Origin of the sequence: Burkholderia paludis (genome assembly GCF_000732615.1) — a bacterium.
Lineage (GTDB): Bacteria > Pseudomonadota > Gammaproteobacteria > Burkholderiales > Burkholderiaceae > Burkholderia > Burkholderia paludis.
Window position 1 is genome coordinate 1 of record NZ_JPGL01000076.1, and the last position, 25,365, is coordinate 25,365.

Here is a 25,365-nt window from a genome sequence, read left to right on the forward strand (position 1 = left end):
ATGCCGGGGGTGTAGTCAAACCCCGGTTCCGTCTGCGCAACATCCCCCGCCGGCACCGCCCCCCAGGGCCCCCCCGGCCCCCACGGGCCGCCCCGCCAGTACGGCCCGGGCGCGAACCACGGATCGTAGTAGACCGGCTGCGGCACCGTCACGAGATCGCTGCCGACCGCATAGGTCAGCCCGACGAGATACCGCGCCTGCTCCTGCGCCACCTGGCGGAACGCATACGTGGACAGTTCGTTCGCGACGATCGGTTCGTAGGTCGACTGCTCGATGCTGTTCTTCTGCGCATCGGTGCGCGTGAATGCGTAGGTGCGGGTCGCGTCGCTGCCGCGCCAGTCGGAGAAGGCCGTGACCTGGGTCGTCACGTAGCTCGTGCAGCCGGTCAGCAGCGCCACCCACAGCACCGCCGCCCAGCCTGCACCGCGTCGTATCCATTCGTGTTTCATGTTGATCCTCGTCGATCCGTCACCCGTTTGTCGCACCACGCGAACCGTAACGGGATGCCGATAATACGCGGACTGCCGGAACCCGCAAAAAGTTCGACCGGCACACGGCCGCCAGCCTTTGTACAATGGCCCGGTTCGCCCCGCCCGTGCCGCGGGTCCGCCCCCCCACTCCACCGATCTCGACGACCATGTCCGACAACGCCTCCTCCACCGTGATCCGCCGCGCCGACTACACGCCGCCGGCCTTCCTCATCGATTCCGTCGCGCTCGAATTCGATCTGGCGCCGGCCCGCACGGTCGTCAGGAATACGATGCGCGTGCGCCGCAATCCGGACGCCGCGCCCGCGCCGCACCTGGAACTGCTGGGCGAAGCGCTCGAATTCCTCGGCGCCCGGCTGGATGGCGCGCCGCACAGCGCCGTGCGCGCGCACGAGCACGGACTGACCGTCGAGAACGTTCCCGACGCCTTCGAGCTGACGCTCGAGAGCGCCTGCGCGCCGGACCAGAATACGACGCTGTCGGGCCTGTATGTGTCGAGCGGCAACTTCTTCACGCAGTGCGAGGCCGAAGGTTTCCGCCGCATCACCTATTTCCTCGACCGTCCGGACGTGATGGCGTCGTACACGGTGACGCTGCGCGCCGACAAGGCCGCGTACCCGGTGCTGCTGTCGAACGGCAACCTCGTCGATTCGGGCGACCTGCCCGACGGCCGCCACTTCGCGAAGTGGGAAGATCCGTTCCGCAAGCCGAGCTACCTGTTCGCGCTCGTCGCCGGCAAGCTCGTCGCGATCGAGGAAAAGATCACCACCGGCTCGGGCAAGGAAAAGCTGCTGCAGGTGTGGGTCGAACCGGCCGATCTCGACAAGACGCGTCACGCGATGGAGTCGCTGATCCACTCGATCCGCTGGGACGAGAAGCGCTTCGGCCTCGAACTCGATCTCGACCGCTTCATGATCGTCGCCGTCGGCGATTTCAACATGGGCGCGATGGAAAACAAGGGGCTCAACATCTTCAACACGAAGTACGTGCTGGCGAACCCCGAGACCGCGACCGACACCGACTTCGCGAACATCGAGTCGGTGGTCGGCCATGAATACTTCCACAACTGGACCGGCAACCGCGTCACCTGCCGCGACTGGTTCCAGCTGAGCCTGAAGGAAGGCCTGACCGTGTTCCGCGACCAGGAATTCTCGGCCGACATGGCCGCGGGCGACGACATCGAATCGGCCGCTCGCGCGGTCAAGCGCATCGAGGACGTCCGCGTGCTGCGCCAGTTGCAGTTCGCCGAGGACGCGGGCCCGATGGCGCATCCGGTGCGCCCGGAGAGCTACGTCGAGATCAACAACTTCTACACGATGACCGTCTACGAGAAGGGTTCGGAAGTCGTGCGGATGTACCAGACGCTGTTCGGCCGCGACGGCTTCCGCAAGGGCATGGACCTGTACTTCAAGCGCCACGACGGCCATGCGGTGACCTGCGACGACTTCCGGCACGCGATGGCCGACGCAAACGGGCGCGACCTCGCGCAGTTCGAGCGCTGGTACAGCCAGGCCGGCACGCCGCGCGTCTCGGTGCGCACCGCGTACGACGCCGCCGCGCGCCGCTTTACGGTCACGCTCGCGCAGGGCTACGGCGACGCGTCGCCGGCCGCGCGCGACACGCAGCAAGGGCCGCTGCTGATTCCGTTCGCGATCGGCCTGATCGGCCGCGACGGCCGCGACCTGCCGCTGCGTCTCGACGGCGAAGCCGCCGCATCGGGCACGACGCGCGTGCTCGACTTCACCGACGCCGAGCAGACCTTCACGTTCGTCGACGTGCCGGAGCGACCGCTGCCGTCGCTGCTGCGCAACTTCTCGTCGCCGGTGATCGTCGAGTACGACTACAGCGACGACGACCTCGCGTTTCTGCTCGCGCACGACAGCGATCCGTTCAACCGCTGGGAGGCCGGCCAGCGCCTCGCGACGCGCGCGCTGCTGACGCTCGCCTCCCGCGCCGCCGCGCACGAGCCGCTCACGCTCGGCGAGAATTTCGTCGCCGCGTTTCGCCGTGTGCTGACCGACGCAACGTTGTCGCCCGCGTTCCGCGAACTCGCGCTGACGCTGCCGTCGGAAACCTATCTCGCCGACCAGATGGCCGAGGCCGATCCGGCCGCCGTGCATCGCGCGCGCCTGTTCGTGCGCCGCCAGCTCGCAAGCGCGCTGCGCGCCGACTGGCTCGCCGCCTACGAGCAGCAGCAGACGCCCGGCGCCTACGAGCCGACGCCGGAGGCCTCGGGTCGCCGCGCGCTGAAGAACCTCGCGCTGGCGTATCTCGCCGAACTCGACGATCCGGCCGACGCGGTGCGCCTCGCCACCGCGCAGTACGAAACCGCGAACAACATGACCGATCGCGCGGCCGCGCTCGGCGCGCTGCTGTCCGCCGCGGCGGCCGGTGCGCCCGAGCCGGCCGAGCATGCGCTCGACGACTTCTACCGTCGCTTCGAGAAGGAGGCGCTCGTGATCGACAAGTGGTTCGCGATGCAGGCCGCACAACGCGGTACGGCCGAGCAGCCGACGCTCGCGAAGGTTCGCCGGCTGCTCGCGCACCCGGCCTTCAACCTGAAGAACCCGAACCGCGCGCGCTCGCTGATCTTCAGCTTCTGCGCAGCCAACCCCGCGCAATTCCACGCGGCGGACGGCTCCGGTTACGCGTTCTGGGCCGAGCAGGTGCTCGCGCTCGACGCGATCAACCCGCAGGTCGCCGCACGCCTCGCGCGCTCGCTCGAACTGTGGCGCCGCTTCACGCCCGCGCTGCGCGACCGGATGCGCGACGCGCTCGAGCAGGTCGCGGCCGGCGCGAAGTCGCGCGACGTGCGCGAGATCGTCGAGAAGGCGCTCGCATAACGCCGTCTCCCGCATCACGCCCGCGCAATGAAGCCGGTGCCGCCCGTCGCGGCACCGGCTTTTTCAATTGCGCGCGCGGCCGGCACCGGGCGGCATCGCGGGGTCTGACCGCGCAACCGGCCGCGGGCGCAGCGCGTCCCGGCCGTGCCGCCCGGCGGCAACCGGGCCCGCCCGGCCTCCCGGCCATGTAACCGGACGAAAAAAGGCGGCGGCACGCGGGGCGCGGCAGGTAAAATTGCGGCCATTCAAGGATTCTTTGGCCTTTCGGAGTCTGTCATGTCCATTGCCCGCCGCACCACGCTGTCGAAGTTCCTGATCGAACAGCAACGTGAGACCAACAACCTCCCCGCCGACCTGCGCCTGCTGATCGAAGTCGTCGCACGCGCGTGCAAGGCGATCAGCTACAACGTGTCGAAGGGCGCGCTCGGCGACGCGCTCGGCACCGCCGGCAGCGAAAACGTCCAGGGCGAAGTGCAGAAGAAGCTCGACATCCTGTCGAACGAAATCCTGCTCGACGCGAACGAATGGGGCGGCAACCTCGCCGCGATGGCGTCGGAAGAAATGGAAACGTTCTTCCCGATCCCCGCGAACTACCCGCGCGGCGAATACCTGCTCGTGTTCGATCCGCTCGACGGCTCGTCGAACATCGACGTGAACGTGTCGATCGGCACGATCTTCTCGGTGCTGCGCTGCCCGGACGGCAAGCAGGCAACCGAGGAATCGTTCCTGCAACCCGGCACCCAGCAGGTCGCGGCCGGCTACGCGGTGTACGGTCCGCAGACGGTGTTCGTGCTCACGACCGGCAACGGCGTGAACTGCTTCACGCTCGACCGCGAAGTCGGCTCGTGGGTGCTCACGCAGAGCAACATGCAGATCCCGGCCGATACGCGCGAATACGCGATCAACGCATCGAACGCGCGCCACTGGTACGACCCGGTCAAGCGCTACGTCGACGAGTTGAACGCCGGCAAGGAAGGCCCGCGCGGCGACAACTTCAACATGCGCTGGATCGCATCGATGGTGGCCGACGTGCACCGGATCCTGAACCGCGGCGGCATCTTCATGTACCCGGCCGACAAGCGCACGCCCGATCGTCCGGGCAAGCTGCGCCTGATGTACGAAGCGAACCCGATGTCGTTCATCGTCGAACAGGCAGGCGGCGCGGCGACCACCGGCACGCAGCGCATCCTCGACGTGCAGCCGACGGGCCTGCACCAGCGCGTCCCCGTGTTCCTCGGTTCGAAGAACGAAGTCGAGCGCGTCACCGGCTATCACGGCGAAGCAAAATAATTGCACTGCAGCACTAGACGGAGGTGCGGTACGCAAGTACAATCGCGCCTCGCGATGTGGCCCTCACCGGTCGCATCGCAGTGAAGTGAAAGCGGTAAGTCCGCCGGATCGAGGGTTTCGCGAAGCAGCAGCAGCAAGCTGAAAAAAATTTCGCAAAACCTATTGCCAAGATCTCGGATTTCACCATATAATTTCATTTCTCTGCTGCCGGTGTAGCTCAGTTGGTAGAGCAGCGCATTCGTAATGCGAAGGTCGTAGGTTCGACTCCTATCTCCGGCACCAAGATATAAAGGCCTGACAAGCATCGCTTGTCAGGCCTTTTCTCTTTTCCGACGCCGCGATCATGCGCCCGCGTCTTCCCGCACCGGTTCCGCTTGCGGGCATCCCCCGACTTACACGCCGCGCACCGCCGATTACAATCGGCCGGATTCTTCCGCCCTCTCCCCTGCATCATGCGCACTTGGCGTCTCGAGCGAGCGACGCTCACCGGGCAGCTGGACGTGGCCCGCGCAACCGGCCTCGTCGCCGCGATCGGCGGCAACGAGCCGAACGCATTCGCGGCCGAAATCCTGAAGCTGTTCGACAGCGCGCTGTCCATCACGCAATGCACGATCTTCGCGTACGAGTTCGGCAATCGCCCGCGCACGATGTCGGTCGCCGACCATCGCGGCGGCCGCTACCTGCGCGACGTCGCCGACACCTATGCACGCCATTTCTATGCGCTCGACGGCAATCAGCCGATCGTATCGACCGCGCATCGCGGCGCACGGCGTCACGACCTGCTGCTGCACCGGCAGGCAGGCGACGAGATCGGCCACGAAGCGTATCGCGCGGCGTGCTACCGCGGCCCCGACGTCTCCGACCGGCTGGCGCTGCTGACGCAGCCCGACGATACGACCTGGCTGTCGATCAACCTGTACCGCGCGCATCGCAGCGGCGCGTTCCTGCCGCGCGAAATCGCCGAGATCGAAACGCTCGCGCCGCTGATCGCACAGGCCGCGCAGCATCACTACGCGCTGGCCGGCGCGGCGCAGATCGGCATCCCGCAGCGGATGCTCGCGCGACTGCGCAATGCGTGCCCCGAGTTGTCCAAGCGGGAACTCGACGTGCTGCGCGGCGTGCTCGACGGCCGGACCGCGCACGAGATCGGCGAAACGATCGGCGTGAAGGCTTCGAGCGTCATCACCTACCAGAAGCGCGCATACCGTCGTCTCGGCATTTCGAGCCAGCGTGAACTGTTCGCACTGTGCATGCAGCCCTGAGCCCGCACGATCCGCCTTGACCCTCGCGGCCCCGCCCGCACCTCGTTCGCCGTACCCGAAATGGGGACAACGACGGCATGACCGGCTTCCATACTGCACCGACCTGCTGCACGCATCGCGCCGTCGATCCGTGCACGTCGAACCGGACCACCAGGAAGCCCACGATGGATATCGACTTCACACCCTACCCGTTCGTCGCCGAGCGCCATCCCCCGCAACGTCCTGCCTGCGACGACGGCGTCGATACGCACCGCCATCGCGTCGCGATCGTGGGCGGCGGCCCCGTGGGCCTTGCAGTCGCGCTCGGCCTTGCGAACCACGGTATCCGCAGCGTGTTGATCGAGGCCGACGACTCGGTGTGCCACGGCAGCCGCGCCATCTGCGTCTCGCGCCGCAGCCTCGAGATCGTCGAGCGGCTCGGCGCACTCGACGATTTCCTGCGCGTGGGGCTGCCGTGGACCGGCGGACGCAGCTTCTACCGTCGCGACGAGGTGCTCCATTTCACGATGCCGCAGGACGACAACCAGAAGCTGCCGCCGATGGTGAATCTCGCGCAGTACCACATCGAGCAGTTCCTGCTCGATGCCGCGCTGCGCCGCCCCGAGCTCATCGAGATCCGCTGGCAGGCGAAGGTCGTCGGCGTGACGCGGCAGCCGGACGGTGTGCGCCTCGAGGTCGACACGCCGCCGGGCGGCTACGCGCTCGAGGCCGACTGGGTCGTGGCATGCGACGGCGGACGCAGCACGCTGCGCGATGCGCTCGGCCTGTCGCTCCAGGGCACGAGCTACGAAGGCCGATACGTGATCGTCGACATCGCGCTCGAGAGCGACCGGCCGACCGAACGGCTCGCGTATTTCGATCCGTCGTCGAACCCGGGTTCGACGGTGCTCGTCCACAAGCAGCCGGGCAACGTGTGGCGGATCGACTACCAGTTGCGCGACGGCGAGGATCCCGACGCGGCCGTGCAACCCGGGAACGTGATCCCGCGCGTGCAGAGCCTGCTCGACATGATGGGCGAGCGCGGCCACTGGTCGCCGATCTGGATCACGATCTACAAGGCAAACGCGCTGACGCTGGAACGCTACCGGCACGGCCGCGTGCTGTTCTGCGGCGACGCCGCGCATCTCGTGCCGATCTTCGGCGTACGCGGGGCAAATTCAGGCATCGAAGACGCCGACAACCTTGCGTGGAAGCTCGCGTATACGATCCGCGGCCTTGCATCGGACAGCCTGCTCGACAGCTACTCGGACGAACGCGTGTTCGCCGCGCACGAGAACCTCCGCTACGGCACGAAGAGCACCGAATTCATGGCGCCGCCGTCGTTTGCCTTCGAACTGATGCGCCGGGCCGTGCTGTCGCTCGCGGTCCGGCACCCGGCGCTGCGTTCGTTGATCAATCCGCGCCAGACATCGGCCATCGCGTATGCGGCGTCGCCGCTCAACGCGGCGGAACGCGACACGTTTGCCGCCGGGCCGGCGCCCGGCACGGTGCTCGCGGAATGCCCGCTGCTGCTGCCCGCGACGCACGGCCGCGCCCCATGCCGCGGGCACCTGACCGATCTCGTCGCGCCGCGCTTCATCGCGTTCTGCTTCACCTTCGACGGCACGCCCGATCCGACGCTCGCCGATCTCGAACGGCGCCTGCAGGACGCACACATGCCGTTCGCGCTGGTCACGCTCGCCCGGCACGCGACGCCACGGCAACCTGCGTGCGACGGCCATGATGACCTGGGCAGGCTGTTCGACATGTATGGCGCGCGCGACGGCACCGTCTATCTCGTCCGTCCGGACGGCCACGTCCTCGGCCGCTGGCACGACGCACGCGCCGACGACGTGGCCGCCGCGCTCGAACGTGCGCTTCATCCGGACACGCCCACCGATCTTCAGGAGACCGCATGATGACGGATACCGAACGCGACATCCTCTACACCGACCTGTGCCGGACGATGACCCGCATCGGCGAAGCCGACGCATCGCTCTATCTGGCCCGCTTCGCGCTGCTGTCGATCGAGGCGATCGGCGATACCGCGACCGTCGTCCGGCTGATCGCCGACGCAAGCGTCGGACTGCCCGATACCGGCATGCCGGCATCGACGCACGAACGATGAAATCCGTGTCCGCCGGTCCTCGCCGGCGACACTTTCTTACAGATTCTTTTCTCCCTGAATCGACCGTGCGCGAGCCGCACCGTAGGCAGACGAATTCCCTGGAAAATCCCGTTACGGGTGCATAACATTACTTAACGATTCCGACCCGTCTATCGCGTTACATTGCGTGGGCGGCGCGGCGGGTCGCGATGCCGCCTTCATGCAGCTTGCGGCGACATAGCCGACGTCCGGTCATTTCGACACAACCCAAGGAGAGGACCACCATGACTCATGGCTTGATTATGTGGCTGATCATCGGCGCGATCGCCGGCTGGCTTGCCGGCTTGCTCGTCAAGGGCGGCGGCTTCGGGCTCATCGTCGACATCATCGTCGGGATCGTCGGCGCGGTGATCGGCGGCTGGCTCGCCGGGCTGCTCGGCATCAGCATCGGCAGCGGTTTCATCGGATCGGTGATCGTCGCGGTCGTCGGTGCAGTGATCCTGCTGTTCGTGATCCGACTATTCAAGCGAGCGGCCTGACGCGTCTCTCCACGCGCCTTCGGGCGCGTTTTCGCATCAGGCCGGCGCGCGGCCCGTTCGCCGCGCGCCGCCGACGCTTTCAGCGCCTAGCGCGCTGCAACCGGCCGTCGATCTGGCCGGCCGTCGGCAAGCGGCTGCGCACGCCGCGCGCACCGTCGCTTCCGCGCCACCCGGTGCTCGGCATCGCCCCTCCCCGTCCCGCATCGCACGCGTCGTCTGCAGCCGACGACGTTATAGCGACCATTTCAGTTCTCCATAGAACGTACGCCCCGGATACGGGTGAAACACGTAGTAACGACGGTCCGTCAGGTTGTCGATTCCGACCGATGCGCTCCAGTGACGATCGAAGCGGTAACGCGCCTTCAGGTCGACGACCGTGAACGAGCTCGTGCCGCCGTAGACGTCCGGATTCACGTCGCTGTTGTCGAGCGTGTTGAACTGGCGGCCCGAGTAGCGCACGCCGACGCTCGCAAGCCAATGCTCGTCGAAGCGATACGACGCAAGCAGGTTCGCGCGCATGCGCGGAATACGCGGAAAGCGCGAGCCGACATACGCGGGATTCGCGGCGTCGGCGAGAATCCGGACGTTGCTCGCCGACACGTTCGCGTCGATTGCGAGCCCCTTCAACCCGACGTTCTCGCCGCTGAACGCCAGTTCGACGCCGCGTACGCGCACGCGGTCGACGTTCGAGACATTGGTGACGGTCGTCGCCCCCGACACCGTCGTCTGGCTATAGATCGAATCGCGCAGGTCGCTCTGGAACACGCTGGCGCGCACGACGCCCACGCCCACGTCGCGTTCGGCCGTGAAATCCCAGTCGATCGCCTTTTCCGGCCGCAGGTTCGGGTTGTTGTTGACGATCGCGTTGTTCGAGATCGTGCCCTGGAACAGTTCGCCGACCGTCGGGAACCGCGTGCCGGTCGCAAACGACAGCCGGAAGCGCCAGACATCCGTCGCGTCCCATTGCAGCGCGGCCTTCGGCGACAGCGCGTTCGCGCCGCGATCCGCATAGCCGAGCGTGCCGGCTGCATTGCCGAGCGCGCCGCCGTACGCGTCCCAGCGTTCGTAGCGCAGCCCCAGCGTCGCGAGCCACGCCGGCGCGAAACGCCATGCGTCCTGCCCGTACAGTGCCTGCGTGCGCGTGTCGCCGCGGTAGACGCTCGCGAGCGACGTGGTCGGCCCGGCCAGCCAGTCGGCCGTGTTGTACGTGACGTTGCGCAGGAAGTAGTTGTCGTAGTGATAGCCGAACGTGAACGTGTGGCCCCTCACTTCCGGCGCCTCGGCCTTCAGGTCGAGCGTACGCCAGCCCGTGCCGTCGCCCTGGAACAGCGTGCCCGCGCCGCCCTGCACGGTCGACGCCGCACGCAGCACGTCGCGCGACACGTCGTACGCGGACACGACGCCCGACAGCCGCCACCCGGAATCGAGCCGGCCGTTCAGGCCGAGCGCATACAGCCAGTTCTCCTGGTCGCCGCGCTGCGGCGCGAATGCGTTCGGCGCGACGGTCATGTTCTGGCCGCCGATCGAGACATTGCCGCCGTAGACCGGATTGCCGGCCGCATCGCGCAGGAAGGTTTCGCCGTGCTGCCGGTAATGGTTCTCCCAATGCCCGAGCGTGAGCGTCGCGTCGACGCGGTCGGTGAACGCATAGCCCATCCGGACCGTCTCGTTGATCTGCTCGGTCCGCTCGATCGTCTGCGCGCCGACGATGGTCCGCGGCTTGCCGTTGGGCCCGATGTCGGTCACGGCGCCGGTCACGGGCACGGCGGCGCCGAGCTTCGGGTTGTACGCCGCATTGGGGCTCGCATACTGCATCGGCTGACTGTCGTTCTCGAGCCTGTCGAGCGACAGCGCGAACCAGAACCGCCCGACCCGGTTCGCGATCCGCGCGGTCTGATGATTGCCGCCGAAGCTGTCCGCGTAGCCGTAGCCGTCGTGGTAGCGCTGCGTGAAGAATTGCGTCGACAGCGACGCCTCGAGCTTTTCCGGGCGACGTGTGGTGAGCTGCACGGTCGAGCCGATGGAGTTGCCGGGATACAGCGCGGAAAAAGGGCCGTAGAGCACGTCCACGCGCGCGATGTCGTCGGGCGGGATCAGCGACCAGCGCGGCGGATACGCATAGCTCGAGCCGAGCAGGTTCGACAGCAGCACGCCGTCGGCGTAGACGAGCCCGCGCGCACTCTGCAGTTCGTTGAAGTCGCGGCCGGCAAACACGCTGTTGCGGTCGCCGATATAGCGCTTGCGGACCATCAGGTTCGGCGCGTACTTCAGCGCATCCTCGGTGGTGACGTTGGTGTGCGAATCGATTTGCTCGCGCGTCATCGATTCGACGACGGCCGGCGTAATCCGATCGACCGGCTGCCGCTGGGCCGTCACGCTGACGGCGCTCAGCGTATCGCCGGCCGGTGCCGACGGCACGGTTGCGCCCGAAGCGGCCGGCGCGGCGGCGGGACGCCCGACACCGCGGGCGGGATCGACGGCATCGTCGGTCGATGCGGCATGCGCGGCGGCAGGCCACGCGAAAGCAGCCGCGCATGCAAGCGCGAGCCGGCCGCGCGATGGCCGCGCGACGAAGGTAGACGACATGGGGAATTCCTGAAAACGTGATCGGACGCCGCCGGACACGAGCACGCGCCGCGCACGGACGGCACGGCGCGCAGCTCCTGCTGCTGCGGCACGCGCGCCACCGGGGCGCGCGGACGACTTCAATCAGACCGGAGGGTTTTCAGGCGGGGCGCGCGGCTGCGCGAGACGCATGCCCTTGCGGGGCAGATCGAGCATGGCCGGAGCGGCCGCGCGGTAGGCGAAGGCCCGTACGAAACCCGGCATCGCGGGCAGGCTCGTACCCAGCGCCACGTTTGCCGCGAAGCCCGGGCAGTACACGCAATGCGGCACGCCGGCATGGTCGGGCGACGTCGCACCGTGATCGCCGCCCGCCGGCGCGAGCACGACCTGGCGGGTGCCCGCTGCACTGCACAACTCGAGCGTGAGCGCGCCGGAGCCGGTCGACGCGACGCGCGCGTAGCCGATGACGGGCGACAGTACGTTCAGTACCAGCGCCAGCCATACGAGGCCGATCCATCGCGTCGTTCGTTTCATTGCGGTCCGGAAAAAGTGCGCGAGAGTATAACAAGCGGCCCGATTGTTGCCGATTCCGTACGCTGCACCAGTCGGCACCACCGGTCGCGCCGCAGCGCATGTGCCGTTAATACAACAGAGACAAAATCTAACGATTCGCTGCTGGCATAAATCCAAGCACGAGGTTGATAATCATTGAAATTGCTGGAGAAATGACCATGGATGAAAGACCCACTCGCATGCCCCCGCCCGAGCAAGTGATGAGCCCGGATCCGGAACCCGTCGGCGTGGAATTCCTCGCCGAATTGCCCGACCACGTGCGGGCATTCTTCGACGAACAGCACAAGCTGTACTCGCCGAAGTGAACGACTGTCCGGTTCTGTAACCGCCACGTGCCGATCATCGCCATCGTGCGGGACATCACTGCGCATCGTGCGCAATTCGCATCGCACCCGGGCCGCAACAGCCTGACGGTGCCGGATCAGCTCGCCTGCTGATTCTCCTGTCGCGACGCTACGCCGCGCGACTGTCTTCGTCTATCCTTCTGGTTTTCCATCTCCGGCTCGCCCGGCTCTCCCGATCATCCCGATGAAGCAAGCCATTCGTGCCAGCGTCGCTGTCGCCGCGCTCGGCGTCGCCCTCTTTTCGTCGCCGCGCATCGCCTGCGCGGACGGCGACGACACCGCGCTCACCAACGTCGTCGCGCTCGCATCGCAGCGCCTTGCACTCGCCGAACCGGTCGCGCGATGGAAATGGGCGAATCACAAGGCGATCGAGGATCGGCCGCGCGAAGCAGCGCTGCTCACCGTGGTCGAAAAGCGCGCGACACAGGCCGGCGTCGATCCTGCGTTCGCGCGAACCTTCTTCGAGGATCAGATCGTCGCGAGCAAGGACGTGCAGAACGCACTGTTCGCGACCTGGCGCGCAACGCGGCCGCCCGAGGGCGCGCCGCCCGATCTGGCGACCAGCACGCGCCCGGCGCTCGACCGGCTGACGCAGAAGATGATGGCGGGTCTCGCGCAAGTCGCGCCGTTGCGCGATGCGCCCGATTGCCAGGCGCGGCTCGCGCGCAGCATTGCGAACTGGAAGACCCTCACGCGTTTCGACTCGACGCAGACGCAGGCACTCGACACCGCGTTGTCACACGTCTGCTCGGCCGGCGGCGCCAGCGCGACAGGCTGACGCGGCGGGCCCGGATCGGGCCGCGGCGCTCGATCAACCCGCCTGCCCCGCGGGCAGGCTTGCGGCGAGCGGCATCAGTTGCAGGCCGCGTGCGAGATGGGTTTGCAGCAGGCGATGAGTAAAGGGTTCGAACGCGCCGTCCGTCCCGCCGGCTGCGAGTTGCACGGCGGCATCGAGCGAGTCGACCACGCCGAGATAGCGCCAGCCGTCGATCACATGAAACAGGCGGCGCTCGCCGTGGGCCTCGAACGCAACGGCGCCGTCGAACGGCCAGGGTGCACCGGCGGCACGGCCGGAATCGGCCGGGCGGCGGTTGTACGACGGCCGCAGCCTGGCGATCCATTGCGCCTCGGCAAGCATCGCCCCGAGCTCGTTGCCGGTCTCGCGCCATTCGACACGCCGCACCTGCTGCGCAAGCCGCATTTCCTTCGACGAACGGCGCTCGCCGGTCAGCAGTGCACGCAACCGCTGGCGCACGCGCACGCTGCGGCCGACATACAGCGCCTCGTCGCGCTCTCCGAACAGCGCATAGGCGCCGCACCCCGCCGGCGCGGTGTCGAGCCAGGCCTCGGTCAGATCGCCGGCCAGACGGAAGTGACGCGTCGTGCGCGCGATCTGGTCACGCAAGCGCTCGAGCGGCACGATGTCGTGCAACCGCCGCCAGAACTGCCAGAGCAGGTCGGCATCCGCCAGCGCGCGGTGTCGCGCGGCCGGCACGAGGCCATGCCGGTCGATCAGTGCATCGAGCCCGTGCCGCGACTCGCGCGGAAACAGCGCACGCGACAGCCGCACCGTACACAGCACATCGGGATTGAACGTCAGGCCGGCGCGCTCGAATTCGGCACGCAGAAAGCCGCGGTCGAAGCTCGCGTTGTGCGCGACGAACAGCTTGCCGTCGAGCCGCTCGAACAACGCCGGCGCCAGCGACGCGAACGAGGGCGCGTCGCGCACCATGTCGTCCGAAATGCCCGTCAACTGCTGGATGAACGGCGGAATCGACTGGCCCGGATTGACGAGCGTCGTCCACGTCGACACGCCGAGCGGGCCGATTTCAACCACGCCGATTTCGGTGATGCGGTGCTCGGCGAACGAACTGCCTGAGGTTTCGAGGTCGACGAAGACGAGCGGCTGCTCGCGGGCGGGATCGGACGGACAGGGGGAATCGGACATGGAAAGACAGGAAAACGATGCTTCCGTGAGTATGCACCGGCATGCACGCTCGCGGCCAGCCCGGACCGGTATGTTCTGCCCCCTGAAAGCAAAAAGCCCCCGCGATGCGGGGGCCGGACGTGATCGGCAAAGCGTGGCGCGTCAGACCGCCTGGATATTCGCTGCCTGCTTGCCTTTCGGCCCGACTTTCACGTCGAACGAAACACGCTGGTTTTCCTTCAGCGTCTTGAAGCCGTCCATCCGGATTTCGGAAAAGTGTGCAAACAAATCTTCACCGCCATTGTCCGACGTAATAAAGCCGAAACCTTTAGCATCGTTAAACCATTTCACGACACCGGTATCCATGTCTTCGTTCCCCACTCGATAAGATCAAAAAAGCTATTTTTATAGCCGTTTCCCGAAATCCCGAAACATTGCGCCAGCACCAGCACCAGCACGCCGCCCGAGGACGGAGTGCTGACTTTATAAATTGGACAATCCGGGTGCGTCAAGAAAATTTTTCACTTCCGCTTTATCAAAAAAGTGCTAATGCCACTGGAATCGGTACACCACCGGTTTTTATTAATTGATTCGCATCAAAAACCTGTCAATATTACCGGGATCGTATCGCTGATAATATCGCCAGCGAAAATCCTACCGGGGACAAATCGACCCGGTAAAACCCTCGGGTTTATTCCGGGTTGCGTAAACCCGAAGACGTTGAGATGCTGATCCAACGCCGAAAGGAAGGAGAAGGTCATGTGGCTGGACGGAATCAAGCGCTTCGCGAGCCGGCTCGGGCGCGTACGCCGCAAATCCCGCGCCCTGACCAAGCCGGCTCGCGAAACGCCGTGCGACACCGAGTTCGATACGACCTGGCACGGCGATCACTGGCAGAACCTGCTCGCATCGCCCCTGGATGCCCGTCACTACGTGATGGAAGACTGGACTTACACGCCGCCGCCGGCCGACGCGGACGAGGCCGCACCTGCGTCGAAACGCAAGCGGCGCGCTTACGCGCAATAGCGCACAACAGCACGGAACCGCAGAACAAAAAAAAAGCGCGACTGGGAAGTCGCGCCGACAAAGGTTTGGAGATCTTTTCCGTCAACGAAAAAGTCTGCTTCGGAAAGCAGAGATCGCAGTATAGCGAGAGAACATCCTTTCATTATCCATGCTCCACACAAACCTCTATTGCCGATGTGTCAATAATCGGGCTGCCGCCTCTCGCCTGCCATCCCGCACCTGTCGCGACCACGCAACGCTCATTATGCAGTCCTGATCGCTATTTTGTTTCGCTGCACCGCCGCAAACCCTTGATGGACAAGCCTCTGAGCCGATTTCTTAATCTTTGCGGATTCCAAAATATATTATTGCTTAAAGCACGACCCTGCCCCGCTTCACCCACTCCGTACACTGCAGATGGCTTTTGATAAGCGCACCGCCGCTCTGCCGGACCGGTCACAGCATCAAGCAAAAAAGGCCCGTCCGCAGCAGGTTCGATCGACATCATCCTGTTTGGAGACAGATCCATGAAAAAAACCCTGATCGTCACCGCGTTGTCGGGTGTATTCGTTACGGCAGCCCATGCCCAAAGCAGCGTGACGCTGTACGGCTTGATCGATGCAGGCATCACCTATACGAACAATCAGGGCGGCCACAGCGCCTGGCAGGAAACCAGCGGGTCGGTCAACGGCAGCCGCTGGGGCTTGCGCGGCACCGAAGATCTCGGCGGCGGCCTGAAAGCGATCTTCACGCTGGAGAATGGTTTCGGCATCAACAACGGCGCGCTGAAGCAGAGCGGCCGCGAATTCGGCCGGCAAGCGTTTGTCGGCCTCGCACAAGACACCTACGGCTCGCTGACGCTCGGCCGGCAGTACGACAGCGTCGTCGACTACCTCGGGCCGCTGTCGCTGACCGGTACGCAATACGGCGGCACGCAGTTCGCTCACCCGTTCGACAACGACAACCTGAACAACTCGTTCCGGATCAACAACGCGGTCAAGTACCAGAGCGCGAACTACGGCGGCCTCAAGTTCGGTGCGTTGTACGGGTTCTCGAATTCGACGTCGTTCGCGAACAACCGTGCGTATAGCGGCGGCGTGTCGTACAGCTACATGGGCTTCAACTTCGCCGCGGCCTACTTGCAGCTGAACAGCGACGTGAATGCGCTCGCGCAGGCGGCGACCGATCCGGGCGCGGTGACCGGCGAGTGGACGTTCGCATCGCACGTGCAGCGTACCTGGGGCGGCGGCCTGAATTACGGGTTCGGCCCCGCCACGGTCGGCTTCGTCTTCACGCAGACGCGCCTGACCGGCATCCGCGCGATCAGCGCAGGGCAGTCCGGCGTCTCCGGCGGCATCACGGGCCTCGGCGGCACCGCGCGCTTCAGCAACTACGAAATCAACGGCCGCTACGCGCTGACGCCGGCCGTGTCGCTCGCCGGCTCCTACACGTACACGCAGGGCCGCCTGGCCGGCGACAAGCCGACCTGGCACCAGTTCAACCTGCAAGCCGACTATGCGCTGTCGAAGCGCACCGACGTCTACCTGCAGGGCGAATTCCAGAAGGTCAACAGCGACGGCCTCGACCTCGGCGCCAACATCAACGGGCTGGGCGCCGCCTCATCGACCAACAAGCAGATCGCGGTCACGGCCGGCCTGCGCCATCGCTTCTGAGCGACCGGTACATTCACCGCACGCCGGACGACGAAGCGCCCCTTGCAGGGCGCTTTTCCTTTGCCGCACCCACCCGACGCCGTTCAGGCGTTGCCCGACGCCGGGTAGCGGACGTCGAGCACGTCGATCGGCTGCGGGCCTGCCGGCGTCATCAGCATGACGGTGTCGCCGATCTTCGCCTTGATCAGCGCACGCGCGACCGGCGAAATCCAGCTGACGCAACCGTGGTCGAGATCGACTTCGTCGATCCCGACGATCGTGATCGTGTGATCCTCGCCGTCCGGCGTCTCGTAATCGACCGTCGCGCCGAAAAACACCTGGTCGACATTTTCCTGCCGGCTCGCGTCGACGACCTCGGCGAGATCGAGCCGCTTCGTCAGGAAGCGGATGCGGCGATCGATCTCGCGAAGCCGCCGCTTGCCGTAGATGTAGTCGCCATTCTCCGACCGGTCGCCGTTCGACGCGGCCCACGACACGAGCCGCACCACCTCCGGACGCTCGACGTCGATCAGGTTCAGCAGTTCGTCCCGCAGCCGCTTGTGCCCGGCCGGCGTGATGTAGTTCTTCGCGCCTGCCGGGATCGCGGGCTGGGCCTGGTCGAGATCGTCGTCGCCGTCCGACTCTTTGACAAACGCCTTGTTCATGGTGCAGATTCAATACAGGGATGTTCGATGCTCCAAGGGTACACGATGGGCCCCCTGGTCAGGCTGTGTCGAACAATTCGCGAATAAGGCTTCCCTTTTCAAACAACCCTGCTATAATCCCTCTTCTGCGTGCGGCTGTAGCTCAGTTGGATAGAGTACTTGGCTACGAACCAAGGGGTCGTGGGTTCGAATCCTGCCAGCCGCGCCACTTTTTTCGAGGGCCTTCCGAATCGAAGGCCCTTTCAGTTCGAAGTAGTCGTGTTTTGTTTTGCGTGCGGCTGTAGCTCAGTTGGATAGAGTACTTGGCTACGAACCAAGGGGTCGTGGGTTCGAATCCTGCCAGCCGCGCCACTTTTTTCGAGGGCCTTCCGAATCGAAGGCCCTTTCAGTTCGAAGTAGTCGTGTTTTGTTTTGCGTGCGGCTGTAGCTCAGTTGGATAGAGTACTTGGCTACGAACCAAGGGGTCGTGGGTTCGAATCCTGCCAGCCGCGCCACTTTTTTCGAGGGCCTTCCGAATCGAAGGCCCTTTCAGTTCGAAGTAGTCGTGTTTTGTTTTGCGTGCGGCTGTAGCTCAGTTGGATAGAGTACTTGGCTACGAACCAAGGGGTCGTGGGTTCGAATCCTGCCAGCCGCGCCACCTTAAAAGGGCTTTCCTCCGGGAAAGCCCTTTTTCTTTTCCGCCTCGCTTTCCCCCTCCCCCGGCAAGATCGTGCGCGCCTTTCTCCGCAAGAACGGCCGCCGCGCCGCCCCTTCGCCGTTTCCCGCCGCACAAAGAAAAACGGCGGCCATTGGCCGCCGTCGCTCGATCATCCGCCCGCCCGGGCAGGCATCAATAATCCTGCCGCTCGCGCTCGATCCGCATGCCGCCATCGTGGCGCGCATGCGCGCCGTCGTCGGTCGAGCGCTCGCGCATGATCCGCATCACGTCCGGATTGGTTCGCACGCGCCGCATCACGTTCGCGAGATGCACTCGGTCGCTGACCTGGATCACGAAGCGCAGCACCGTCGATTCGTGCGTCAGATCCTCGTCCATCGCGATATGGACGATGTTCGCATCGGCCGACGTGATGTCCGCCGCCACGCGCGCAAAGATGCCCTTCGTGTTCTTCACGAGTGCCTTCACGGCGACATCGAACAGGCGACCCGGCTGCGGCGCCCACTCGACGTCGATCCAGCGCCCCGGATCGCGGCGATGGATACGCTGCGCCACGCGGCAATCGGTCGTATGAATCGCCATGCCCAGGCCGATCCCGATGTAGCCCATGATCGCATCGCCCGGAATCGGCCGGCAGCACGCGGACAACTGCACCGACATCCCTTCGGTGCCGGTAATCACGACCGGCGGCGCATGATGCGCGGCATGCCGCTCGGATTTCGGCAGATCGTCGTCCGCATCGCGGCCGCTCATCAGCACCTCGATGCGCTTGGCCATCACAGCGGCCACGCGACGGCCGAGGCCGATGTCCGCGAAGATTTCCTGACGGCTCTTGTTGCCCGTCCACTGCACGAGCTTTTCCCACACTTCCGGCTCGACATCGGCCAGCGCGAGGCCGTAACCCTTCAGGCTCTGGTCTACCAGCCGCTCGCCAAGCTGCACGGACTCGTTCAGCCGCATCGTCTTCAGGTAGTGGCGAATCGCCGAGCGCGCCTTGCCGGTCCGCACGAAGCCGAGCCACGCCGGGTTCGGCTTCGAATACGGCGCGGTGATCACCTCGACGATGTCGCCGCTCTTCAGCTCGGTGCGCAGCGGCAGCAATTCGTTGTTGATCTTCACGGCCACGCACTGGTTGCCGAGATCGCTGTGGATCGAATACGCGAAATCGAGCGCCGTCGCGCCGCGCGGCAGCGCCATGATCTTCGACTTCGGCGTGAACACGTAGACCGCGTCGGGGAACAGGTCGATCTTCACGTGTTCGAGGAATTCGCTCGAATCGCCGGCCTCGCTCTGGATGTCGAGCAGCGACTTCAGCCACTGGTGCGCGCGCTTCTGCACGTCGCTGAGATCCGCGCCGCCGTTCTTGTACAGCCAGTGCGCGGCAACTCCGGCCTCGGCGATCTCGTGCATCTTGCGCGTGCGCACCTGGAACTCGATCGGCGCACCGAACGGGCCGACGAGCGTCGTGTGCAGCGACTGATAGCCGTTGATCTTCGGGATCGCGATGTAGTCCTTGAACTTGCCGGGCACGGGCTTGTACAGCGCATGCAGCGCACCGATGCACGTGTAGCAGTCGAGCGGGCTGTCGACGACGACGCGGAAGCCGTACACGTCGAGCACCTGCGAGAACGACAGCTGCTTGTCGCGCATCTTCCGGTAGACGCTGTAGATGGTTTTCTCGCGGCCCGTGATCTCGGCGTCGATCTTCGCATCGGCCATCGCGCGCTGCGCGGCCTCGAGGATCTTGCTGATCACCTCGCGGCGATTGCCGCGCGCGGCCTTCACGGCCTTCTCGAGCGTCGCGTAGCGATGCGGGTTGAAATTCGCGAAGCTCATGTCCTGCAGCTCGCGATACGTGTTGTTCAACCCGAGGCGGTGCGCGATCGGCGCGTAGATATCGAGCGTTTCCCGTGCGACCCGGCGGCGCTTTTCCATCGGCACCGCGCCGAGCGTGCGCATGTTGTGCAGGCGGTCGGCGAGCTTGACGAGAATGACGCGCACGTCGCGCGCCATCGCGAGCAGCATCTTGCGGAAGTTCTCCGCCTGCGCTTCCTCGCGGCTGCGGAACTCCATCTTGTCGAGCTTCGACAGGCCGTCGACCAGTTCGGCGACCTTCGGGCCGAACCGTTCGGCCAGCTCGCTCTTGGTCACGCCCTGGTCTTCCATCACGTCGTGCAGGAGCGCAGCCATGACGGCCTGCGCGTCGAGCTTCCAGCCGGCGCAGATTTCCGCGACGGCGACAGGATGAGTGATATAGGGTTCGCCGCTCTGGCGATATTGACCGAGGTGGGCTTCGTCGCTGAAGTGGAACGCCGCCTTGACCTCTTTGATCTCTTCCGGAGGGAGGTACTCGGCAAGCGCGGCCGTCAGTTTCGCGATCGAAACGACGCCGTGCTTGCGAGGCTGCTCCGGCGTGGCGGTCGGACCGAACAGATGCCTGAAGGACTGTTCGAGGACCGCGTCGATGTACTGGCGCGCAGGCGACTGGGCCGTGGCTTCGGTGGTCGAATCCGCGGAGGCGGACGATGGGGTGGTGCTCATATTCGCCTCCAGGTCGAGTCGTTGCGCGCGTGGATTACATGGCTGGAACGGGCCGGATGCGCGTTACACCGGCACCTTCTTCAGCATCTCGACACCGACCTGACCGGCGGCGATTTCGCGCAGCGCGACGACGGTCGGCTTGTCGCGGCTTTCGATCTTCGGCGTATGGCCTTGCGCGAGCTGCCGCGCGCGATAGGTGGCGGCGAGCGCCAGTTCGAAGCGGTTCGGGATTTGCTTCAGGCAGTCTTCGACGGTAATGCGAGCCATGTTGGTAATTCCTTCTGAATATAGTCCCTATTCTACCTTATGTCCCTCGTCCCCCGCGTCATTCCGCGTGGGGCAGATGGATGCCGAGCTCGATGAACAGCTCCGTGTGTCGCGCGTACTGCGAAGCAAAGCGCAGGCGCGTGGCCGCGACGATGCATTCGAGCTCCGCGAGCGCCCGCTCGAAATTCTCGTTGATCACCACGTATTCCGCTTCCGACGCGTGCGCGATCTCGCTGCCGGCGGCCAGCAGGCGCCGCGTGATCACGTTCGGCTCGTCCTGGCCGCGCTTCTTCAGGCGCTCCTCGAGCGCGTCGAGCGACGGCGGCAGGATAAAGATGCCGACCGCGTTGCGGAACTGCTTCTTCACCTGCAACGCGCCCTGCCAGTCGATCTCGAGCAGCACGTCGTGGCCGCTCTTCATCTGCTCCTCGATCCAGACGCGCGACGTGCCGTAGTAGTTGCCGTGCACTTCCGCGCTTTCGAGGAATTCGTGCGCCGCATGGCGTGCGCGGAAATCGTCGACCGTCGTGAAGTGATAGTGCTGGCCGTCCTGTTCGCCCGGACGCGGCTTGCGCGTCGTGTACGAGATCGACAGGCAGATGTCGCTGTCCTTCGACAGCAGCGCATTCACGAGCGTCGACTTGCCGGCGCCCGACGGCGCGACGACCATGAAAAGGTTGCCGGGATAGACGCCGCCGTGCAGCGAATGCGACGCGTGGACGTCGCGGTTGGATTCCGTCATGTTGCTTTACTCCAGGTTTTGCACTTGCTCGCGCATCTGCTCGATCAGCAGCTTGAGCGCCATCGACGCGTCGGCCAGTTCCTTCGCCGCCGCCTTCGAGCCGAGCGTGTTCGCTTCGCGATTCAGTTCCTGCATCATGAAGTCGAGACGCTTGCCGACGCGGCCGCCCTTCTCGATCACATGGCGCGTTTCGTTCAGGTGCGCGGTGAGCCGCGACAGCTCTTCCGCGATGTCGATCCGGATCCCGTACATCGTCACTTCCTGACGGATGCGCTCCGCGGCTTCCTCGCGCGTCACGATCGGCGCGCTGCCTTCGGGCGCCGCGATGCCGAGCGCCTCCTGCAGCCGCTCGACGATCTTCTGCTGATGCTTCGCGATCAGCTCCGGCACGAGCGGCGTGATGCGCGCGACGATGGCTTCCATCTCGGCAACGTTCGACAGCAGCATCGTCGCCAGTTGCGCGCCTTCGCGCGAACGCACGACGACGAGCTCGCCGATCGCTTCCTTGCCGCATGCGAGCACCGCGTCGCGGATCGCTTCCGCCGACACGCCGCTCTCGGCCAGCACGCCGGGCCAGCGCAGGATCTCGCCCGCGCGCAGGCGGCCGACGCCCGGGAACGTGTCGAGCACCGAGCGCTCGAGTTCGGCAAGCTGGCCCAGCGCCGACTGGTTCAGCGCGCCCGCGCCGATGCTCTGCTCGCCGCGCTGCAGGTTGATGCGAACGTCGACCTTGCCGCGCGACAGCTTGTTCATCAGCATTTCACGCAGGGCGGGTTCGCACGCCCGCACGTCGTCCGGCATCCGGAAATTCAGGTCGAGGAAGCGCGAGTTCACGGTGCGCAGTTCGACCGACACGCTGGTGCCTCCGTTGCCGGTGGCCGTCACGAGTTCGCGCGTCGCGCTCGCGTAGCCCGTCATGCTGTAGATCATGGTTCGTCTCGCCGTCTGGGTGCCCTTGCGGGCGGGGATATGTCGAGGCGCCCGGCGCATCGGAAAGCGCGGGGCGGGAAGCGCGCATTATCCCATTTTTGCGGGCCGCCCCGCCGGGCAGGCCCGCCGTTCGGCGCTAGAATCGGGGTTTCCTCTCGTTTCGCGATTCCAACATGACGTCCTCCCTGTCCCGCCCGAGCGGCCGCCGCGCCGACGAACTGCGCAAGGTCGCCCTCACGCGCCACTACACGAAACATGCCGAAGGCTCCGTGCTGGTCGAATTCGGCGACACCAAGGTGCTCTGCACCGCGAGCGTCGCCGAGCGCGTGCCCGAGTTCCTGCGCGAGCGCGGGCAAGGCTGGCTGACCGCCGAGTACGGCATGCTGCCGCGCGCGACGCATACGCGCAGCGATCGCGAAGCCGCGCGCGGCAAGCAGACCGGCCGCACGCAGGAAATTCAGCGCCTGATCGGCCGCGCGCTGCGCGCGGTGTTCGACCTCGAGGCGCTCGGCCCGCGCACGATCCACATCGACTGCGACGTGATCCAGGCCGACGGCGGCACGCGCACGGCGAGCATCACCGGCGCATTCGTCGCCGCGCACGACGCCGTGTCGACGCTGATCGCGGCCGGCAAGCTCACGCGCTCGCCGATCACCGACCACGTCGCCGCGATCTCGGTCGGCGTGTACGAAGGCGCACCGGTGCTCGATCTCGATTACGCGGAAGATTCGCGCTGCGACACCGACATGAACGTCGTGATGACGGGCGCCGGCGGCTTCGTCGAAGTCCAGGGCACGGCGGAAGGCGCGGCGTTCTCGCGCGCCGAGATGAACGCGCTGCTCGACCTCGCGCAAGGCGGGATCGGCGCGCTCGTCCAGCTCCAGAAAGACGTGCTGGGTGCCGGACATGCCTGACGACCGCACCATCGCGCCGCTGTCGCGCATCGTTCTCGCGTCGAACAACGCCGGCAAGCTGCGCGAATTCGCCGCGCTGTTCTCGACGGTCGGCATCGAGATCGTCCCGCAGGGCGACCTGGCGGTGCCCGAGGCGGAAGAGCCGTTCGGCACGTTCATCGAGAACGCGCTGACGAAGGCGCGTCACGCGTCGCGGCTCACCGGGCTGCCGGCGATCGCCGACGATTCGGGCCTGTGCGTGCGCGTGCTGCGCGGCGCGCCGGGCGTCTATTCGGCACGCTACGCGCAGCGCGCCGGCCGCGACAAGGGCGACGCGGCGAACAACGCGTATCTCGTCGAGCAACTGCACGGCGTCGACGACCGGCGCGCATACTATTGCTGCGTGCTCGCGCTGGTGCGCCACGCGGACGACCCCGAGCCGCTGTTCGCCGAAGGACGCTGGTCGGGCGAGATCGTCGACACGCCGCGCGGCGAGCACGGATTCGGCTACGACCCGTATTTCTACCTGCCGTCGCTCGGCGCGACGGCCGCCGAACTCGAGCCGGCCGTGAAGAACACGCACAGCCATCGCGCGCTGGCGTTGAAAGCGCTGCTCGCGCGGCTCGCGGAGGAAGCATGAGCGTGCCCGATACCCGTTCGCCGCCGGAGGCCGCATGAGCCGCGCCGCGGAAACCGGCGCGCGCGTCGTCGCGACCTTCACGTCGCCCGGCCAGGTGCGGCTGACGTCGCTGCCGCCGCTCGCGCTGTACGTGCATTTTCCGTGGTGCGTTCGCAAGTGCCCGTACTGCGATTTCAACTCGCACGAATGGAAGGGTGAGCGGTTTCCGGAAACCGAGTATCTCGACGCGCTGCGCGCCGATCTCGAACAGGCGCTGCCGCTCGTGTGGGGCCGGCAGGTGCATACCGTGTTCATCGGCGGCGGCACGCCGAGCCTGCTGTCGGCGGCCGGCCTCGACCGGATGCTGTCCGACGTGCGCGCGCTGCTGCCGCTCGACGCCGATGCGGAAATCACGCTCGAGGCGAATCCGGGCACCTTCGAGGCCGCGAAGTTCGCGCAGTTCCGCGCGAGCGGCGTGAATCGGCTGTCGGTGGGCATCCAGAGCTTCAACGAGACGCACCTTAAGGCGCTCGGCCGGATACACGACACCGCGCAGGCGCGCGCGGCCGTCGAGATCGCCGCGAAGAACTTCGACAACTTCAACCTCGACCTGATGTTCGCGCTGCCGAACCAGACGCTCGACGAATGCCGCACCGACATCGAGACCGCGCTGTCTTACGCGCCGCCGCATCTGTCGCTGTATCACCTGACGCTCGAGCCGAATACGCTGTTCGCGAAATACCCGCCCGTCGTGCCCGACGACGACGCATCGGCCGACATGCAGGAATGGATCCACGCACGCACGGCCGAGGCCGGCTACGGTCGCTACGAGGTTTCCGCGTACGCGAAGCCGAATCATCAGTGCAAGCACAACCTGAACTACTGGCGCTTCGGCGACTATCTCGGGATCGGGGCGGGCGCGCATACGAAACTGTCGTTCCCGAACCGCATCCTGCGACAGGCGCGCTACAAGCATCCGGCGACCTTCATCGAGCAGGCGCTGGCCGGCACGCCCGTGCAGGAAGAGCGCGAAGTCGGCGCGCGCGACCTGCCGTTCGAGTTCATGCTGAACACGCTGCGGCTCGTCGAGGGCTTCCCCGTGCACAGCTTCGCCGAGCGCACCGGCCTGCCGATGAGCACGATCGAGCCGGCATTGCAGGAGGCGGAACGGCGCGGGCTGATCGCGCGCGATTTCGCGCAAGTCGCGCCGACGCCGCTCGGCCAGCGTTTCCTCAACGACCTGCAGGAATTGTTCCTGCGCGACGACTGAAGGTGAACATCGCGGCATTTCGGTTACAATGCCGCCTCGTGTGGAAGCGTGGCCGAGCGGTTTAAGGCACTGGTCTTGAAAACCAGCGACGGGAAACTGTCCGTGAGTTCGAATCTCACCGCTTCCGCCAGGCAGTTCGCCAAACCCCGTCCATTCGCAGAATGACGGGGTTTTTTGCTTTTCGCCGCGCCCTTCCCGCACGTTCCGAC

At 65.9% G+C, this 25,365-nt stretch carries 24 protein-coding genes and 6 tRNA genes; 19 read left to right on the plus strand and 11 right to left on the minus strand.

Features of this window, described 5'->3' with window-relative positions; all coding sequences use genetic code 11:
• The coding region (locus GQ56_RS0133790; protein WP_031402868.1) for a DUF4136 domain-containing protein at positions 1-449 on the minus strand (449 nt) is incomplete at its 3' end.
• Positions 450-637: 188 nt separating this feature from the next.
• On the opposite strand from GQ56_RS0133790, the gene pepN reads away from it, so the two are divergent.
• The 7 genes from pepN (at position 638) to GQ56_RS0133825 (ending at position 8,508) form a co-directional block, all read left to right on the plus strand.
• Positions 638-3,331, plus strand: coding sequence for an aminopeptidase N (gene pepN, locus GQ56_RS0133795; protein ID WP_031402869.1), 2,694 nt, complete (start codon positions 638-640; stop codon positions 3,329-3,331).
• A gap of 276 nt (positions 3,332-3,607) precedes the next feature.
• Positions 3,608-4,621 (plus strand): class 1 fructose-bisphosphatase, encoded by a 1,014-nt coding sequence (locus GQ56_RS0133800; protein ID WP_031402870.1) that lies wholly within the window; start codon positions 3,608-3,610, stop codon positions 4,619-4,621.
• 206 nt (positions 4,622-4,827) lie between these two features.
• A tRNA-Thr gene (locus GQ56_RS0133805) sits at positions 4,828-4,903 on the plus strand.
• Positions 4,904-5,073: 170 nt separating this feature from the next.
• A complete protein-coding gene (locus GQ56_RS0133810) occupies positions 5,074-5,883 on the plus strand; it encodes a helix-turn-helix transcriptional regulator (protein ID WP_031402871.1) in 810 nt (269 codons plus the stop codon).
• Positions 5,884-6,047: 164 nt separating this feature from the next.
• The gene (locus tag GQ56_RS0133815; RefSeq protein WP_031402872.1) at positions 6,048-7,781 is read left to right on the plus strand and encodes an FAD-dependent oxidoreductase; all 1,734 of its coding nucleotides are present in this window, start codon (positions 6,048-6,050) and stop codon (positions 7,779-7,781) included.
• Positions 7,778-7,990, plus strand: a complete 213-nt coding sequence (locus GQ56_RS0133820; RefSeq protein ID WP_031402873.1) for a hypothetical protein — start codon at positions 7,778-7,780, stop codon at positions 7,988-7,990. The genes GQ56_RS0133815 and GQ56_RS0133820 overlap by 4 nt, the downstream gene beginning before the upstream one ends.
• 263 nt (positions 7,991-8,253) lie before the next feature.
• Positions 8,254-8,508, plus strand: coding sequence for a GlsB/YeaQ/YmgE family stress response membrane protein (locus GQ56_RS0133825; protein ID WP_027788093.1), 255 nt, complete (start codon positions 8,254-8,256; stop codon positions 8,506-8,508).
• 231 nt (positions 8,509-8,739) lie between these two features.
• Here the strand turns inward: GQ56_RS0133825 and GQ56_RS0133830 are convergent, their stop codons facing one another.
• Together GQ56_RS0133830 and GQ56_RS0133835 are read right to left on the minus strand one after the other, a co-directional pair.
• Complete coding sequence (locus tag GQ56_RS0133830) at positions 8,740-11,094, minus strand: TonB-dependent receptor (RefSeq protein ID WP_031402874.1); 2,355 nt, start codon at positions 11,092-11,094, stop codon at positions 8,740-8,742.
• A gap of 123 nt (positions 11,095-11,217) precedes the next feature.
• Positions 11,218-11,607 (minus strand): DUF2946 domain-containing protein, encoded by a 390-nt coding sequence (locus tag GQ56_RS0133835; protein WP_031402875.1) that lies wholly within the window; start codon positions 11,605-11,607, stop codon positions 11,218-11,220.
• A 239-nt stretch (positions 11,608-11,846) separates the two neighbouring features.
• Between GQ56_RS0133835 and GQ56_RS45955 the strand changes: the two genes are divergently transcribed.
• Together GQ56_RS45955 and GQ56_RS0133850 are read left to right on the plus strand one after the other, a co-directional pair.
• Positions 11,847-11,951, plus strand: a complete 105-nt coding sequence (locus GQ56_RS45955; protein WP_162269111.1) for a chorismate mutase — start codon at positions 11,847-11,849, stop codon at positions 11,949-11,951.
• A gap of 223 nt (positions 11,952-12,174) precedes the next feature.
• Positions 12,175-12,768: a chorismate mutase gene (locus GQ56_RS0133850; RefSeq protein WP_031402876.1), complete on the plus strand. Its 594-nt coding sequence runs from the start codon at positions 12,175-12,177 to the stop codon at positions 12,766-12,768.
• Between the two features lie 33 nt (positions 12,769-12,801).
• Here the strand turns inward: GQ56_RS0133850 and GQ56_RS0133855 are convergent, their stop codons facing one another.
• The 3 genes from GQ56_RS0133855 to GQ56_RS45700 form a co-directional block, all read right to left on the minus strand.
• On the minus strand, positions 12,802-13,938 hold the full coding sequence (locus tag GQ56_RS0133855; protein ID WP_031402877.1) for an exonuclease domain-containing protein: 1,137 nt from the start codon (positions 13,936-13,938) through the stop codon (positions 12,802-12,804).
• Between the two features lie 141 nt (positions 13,939-14,079).
• Complete coding sequence (locus tag GQ56_RS0133860) at positions 14,080-14,283, minus strand: cold-shock protein (RefSeq protein ID WP_031402878.1); 204 nt, start codon at positions 14,281-14,283, stop codon at positions 14,080-14,082.
• A complete protein-coding gene (locus GQ56_RS45700; protein WP_160257514.1) occupies positions 14,265-14,429 on the minus strand; it encodes a hypothetical protein in 165 nt (54 codons plus the stop codon). Before GQ56_RS45700 ends, GQ56_RS0133860 begins: the two co-directional genes overlap by 19 nt.
• 247 nt (positions 14,430-14,676) lie before the next feature.
• Between GQ56_RS45700 and GQ56_RS0133865 the strand changes: the two genes are divergently transcribed.
• A complete protein-coding gene (locus GQ56_RS0133865) occupies positions 14,677-14,943 on the plus strand; it encodes a hypothetical protein (RefSeq protein ID WP_031402879.1) in 267 nt (88 codons plus the stop codon).
• A gap of 506 nt (positions 14,944-15,449) precedes the next feature.
• Positions 15,450-16,595: a porin gene (locus GQ56_RS0133870; RefSeq protein ID WP_031402880.1), complete on the plus strand. Its 1,146-nt coding sequence runs from the start codon at positions 15,450-15,452 to the stop codon at positions 16,593-16,595.
• An 83-nt stretch (positions 16,596-16,678) separates the two neighbouring features.
• Here the strand turns inward: GQ56_RS0133870 and greB are convergent, their stop codons facing one another.
• On the minus strand, positions 16,679-17,239 hold the full coding sequence (gene greB / locus GQ56_RS0133875; RefSeq protein ID WP_031402881.1) for a transcription elongation factor GreB: 561 nt from the start codon (positions 17,237-17,239) through the stop codon (positions 16,679-16,681).
• 131 nt (positions 17,240-17,370) lie between these two features.
• Between greB and GQ56_RS0133880 the strand changes: the two genes are divergently transcribed.
• The 4 genes from GQ56_RS0133880 to GQ56_RS0133895 all read left to right on the plus strand — a co-directional run bounded on the left by GQ56_RS0133880 (position 17,371) and on the right by GQ56_RS0133895 (position 17,876).
• Positions 17,371-17,447, plus strand: a tRNA-Arg gene (locus tag GQ56_RS0133880).
• 66 nt (positions 17,448-17,513) lie between these two features.
• A tRNA-Arg gene (locus GQ56_RS0133885) sits at positions 17,514-17,590 on the plus strand.
• A 66-nt stretch (positions 17,591-17,656) separates the two neighbouring features.
• Positions 17,657-17,733 (plus strand) — tRNA-Arg (locus GQ56_RS0133890).
• Positions 17,734-17,799: 66 nt separating this feature from the next.
• Positions 17,800-17,876, plus strand: a tRNA-Arg gene (locus tag GQ56_RS0133895).
• Positions 17,877-18,068: 192 nt separating this feature from the next.
• On the opposite strand, the gene GQ56_RS0133900 is transcribed toward GQ56_RS0133895, so the two are convergent.
• The 4 genes from GQ56_RS0133900 to GQ56_RS0133915 all read right to left on the minus strand — a co-directional run bounded on the left by GQ56_RS0133900 (position 18,069) and on the right by GQ56_RS0133915 (position 22,374).
• Positions 18,069-20,435 (minus strand): RelA/SpoT family protein, encoded by a 2,367-nt coding sequence (locus GQ56_RS0133900; protein ID WP_031402882.1) that lies wholly within the window; start codon positions 20,433-20,435, stop codon positions 18,069-18,071.
• Positions 20,436-20,498: 63 nt separating this feature from the next.
• Entirely contained in the window at positions 20,499-20,702 is a 204-nt protein-coding gene (gene rpoZ, locus GQ56_RS0133905) for a DNA-directed RNA polymerase subunit omega (RefSeq protein WP_006025620.1), read from the minus strand.
• Positions 20,703-20,760: 58 nt separating this feature from the next.
• Positions 20,761-21,444 carry a guanylate kinase gene (gene gmk / locus GQ56_RS0133910; protein WP_031402883.1) on the minus strand — a complete coding sequence of 228 codons (684 nt, stop codon included), beginning with the start codon at positions 21,442-21,444 and terminating at the stop codon, positions 20,761-20,763.
• 6 nt (positions 21,445-21,450) lie between these two features.
• Entirely contained in the window at positions 21,451-22,374 is a 924-nt protein-coding gene (locus GQ56_RS0133915) for a YicC/YloC family endoribonuclease (protein ID WP_031402884.1), read from the minus strand.
• 173 nt (positions 22,375-22,547) lie between these two features.
• Between GQ56_RS0133915 and rph the strand changes: the two genes are divergently transcribed.
• The 4 genes from rph (at position 22,548) to GQ56_RS0133935 (ending at position 25,286) form a co-directional block, all read left to right on the plus strand.
• Positions 22,548-23,288 carry a ribonuclease PH gene (gene rph, locus GQ56_RS0133920; RefSeq protein ID WP_031402885.1) on the plus strand — a complete coding sequence of 247 codons (741 nt, stop codon included), beginning with the start codon at positions 22,548-22,550 and terminating at the stop codon, positions 23,286-23,288.
• Positions 23,281-23,907 carry an RdgB/HAM1 family non-canonical purine NTP pyrophosphatase gene (rdgB, locus tag GQ56_RS0133925; RefSeq protein WP_031402886.1) on the plus strand — a complete coding sequence of 209 codons (627 nt, stop codon included), beginning with the start codon at positions 23,281-23,283 and terminating at the stop codon, positions 23,905-23,907. The genes rph and rdgB overlap by 8 nt, the downstream gene beginning before the upstream one ends.
• Positions 23,908-23,941: 34 nt before the next feature.
• Positions 23,942-25,156, plus strand: a complete 1,215-nt coding sequence (gene hemW, locus GQ56_RS0133930; RefSeq protein WP_031402887.1) for a radical SAM family heme chaperone HemW — start codon at positions 23,942-23,944, stop codon at positions 25,154-25,156.
• 42 nt (positions 25,157-25,198) lie between these two features.
• Positions 25,199-25,286 (plus strand) — tRNA-Ser (locus GQ56_RS0133935).
• The last annotated feature ends 79 nt before the right edge of the window (positions 25,287-25,365 follow it).

Coding starts and splice junctions, on each gene's coding strand:
- GQ56_RS0133850 (WP_031402876.1), top strand. CDS start 12,175: ATGAAGCAAGCCATTCGTGCCAGCGTCGCTGTCGCCGCGCTCGGCGTC.
- hemW (WP_031402887.1), top strand. CDS start 23,942: ATGAGCCGCGCCGCGGAAACCGGCGCGCGCGTCGTCGCGACCTTCACG.
- GQ56_RS0133800 (WP_031402870.1), top strand. CDS start 3,608: ATGTCCATTGCCCGCCGCACCACGCTGTCGAAGTTCCTGATCGAACAG.
- rpoZ (WP_006025620.1), bottom strand. CDS start 20,702: ATGGCTCGCATTACCGTCGAAGACTGCCTGAAGCAAATCCCGAACCGC.
- rdgB (WP_031402886.1), top strand. CDS start 23,281: ATGCCTGACGACCGCACCATCGCGCCGCTGTCGCGCATCGTTCTCGCG.
- GQ56_RS0133855 (WP_031402877.1), bottom strand. CDS start 13,938: ATGTCCGATTCCCCCTGTCCGTCCGATCCCGCCCGCGAGCAGCCGCTC.
- GQ56_RS0133810 (WP_031402871.1), top strand. CDS start 5,074: ATGCGCACTTGGCGTCTCGAGCGAGCGACGCTCACCGGGCAGCTGGAC.
- GQ56_RS0133870 (WP_031402880.1), top strand. CDS start 15,450: ATGAAAAAAACCCTGATCGTCACCGCGTTGTCGGGTGTATTCGTTACG.
- GQ56_RS0133915 (WP_031402884.1), bottom strand. CDS start 22,374: ATGATCTACAGCATGACGGGCTACGCGAGCGCGACGCGCGAACTCGTG.
- GQ56_RS45955 (WP_162269111.1), top strand. CDS start 11,847: ATGAGCCCGGATCCGGAACCCGTCGGCGTGGAATTCCTCGCCGAATTG.
- GQ56_RS0133830 (WP_031402874.1), bottom strand. CDS start 11,094: ATGTCGTCTACCTTCGTCGCGCGGCCATCGCGCGGCCGGCTCGCGCTT.
- GQ56_RS0133860 (WP_031402878.1), bottom strand. CDS start 14,283: ATGGATACCGGTGTCGTGAAATGGTTTAACGATGCTAAAGGTTTCGGC.
- GQ56_RS0133835 (WP_031402875.1), bottom strand. CDS start 11,607: ATGAAACGAACGACGCGATGGATCGGCCTCGTATGGCTGGCGCTGGTA.
- GQ56_RS0133815 (WP_031402872.1), top strand. CDS start 6,048: ATGGATATCGACTTCACACCCTACCCGTTCGTCGCCGAGCGCCATCCC.
- pepN (WP_031402869.1), top strand. CDS start 638: ATGTCCGACAACGCCTCCTCCACCGTGATCCGCCGCGCCGACTACACG.
- rph (WP_031402885.1), top strand. CDS start 22,548: ATGACGTCCTCCCTGTCCCGCCCGAGCGGCCGCCGCGCCGACGAACTG.
- greB (WP_031402881.1), bottom strand. CDS start 17,239: ATGAACAAGGCGTTTGTCAAAGAGTCGGACGGCGACGACGATCTCGAC.
- GQ56_RS0133825 (WP_027788093.1), top strand. CDS start 8,254: ATGACTCATGGCTTGATTATGTGGCTGATCATCGGCGCGATCGCCGGC.
- GQ56_RS0133900 (WP_031402882.1), bottom strand. CDS start 20,435: ATGAGCACCACCCCATCGTCCGCCTCCGCGGATTCGACCACCGAAGCC.
- GQ56_RS0133865 (WP_031402879.1), top strand. CDS start 14,677: ATGTGGCTGGACGGAATCAAGCGCTTCGCGAGCCGGCTCGGGCGCGTA.
- GQ56_RS0133820 (WP_031402873.1), top strand. CDS start 7,778: ATGATGACGGATACCGAACGCGACATCCTCTACACCGACCTGTGCCGG.
- gmk (WP_031402883.1), bottom strand. CDS start 21,444: ATGACGGAATCCAACCGCGACGTCCACGCGTCGCATTCGCTGCACGGC.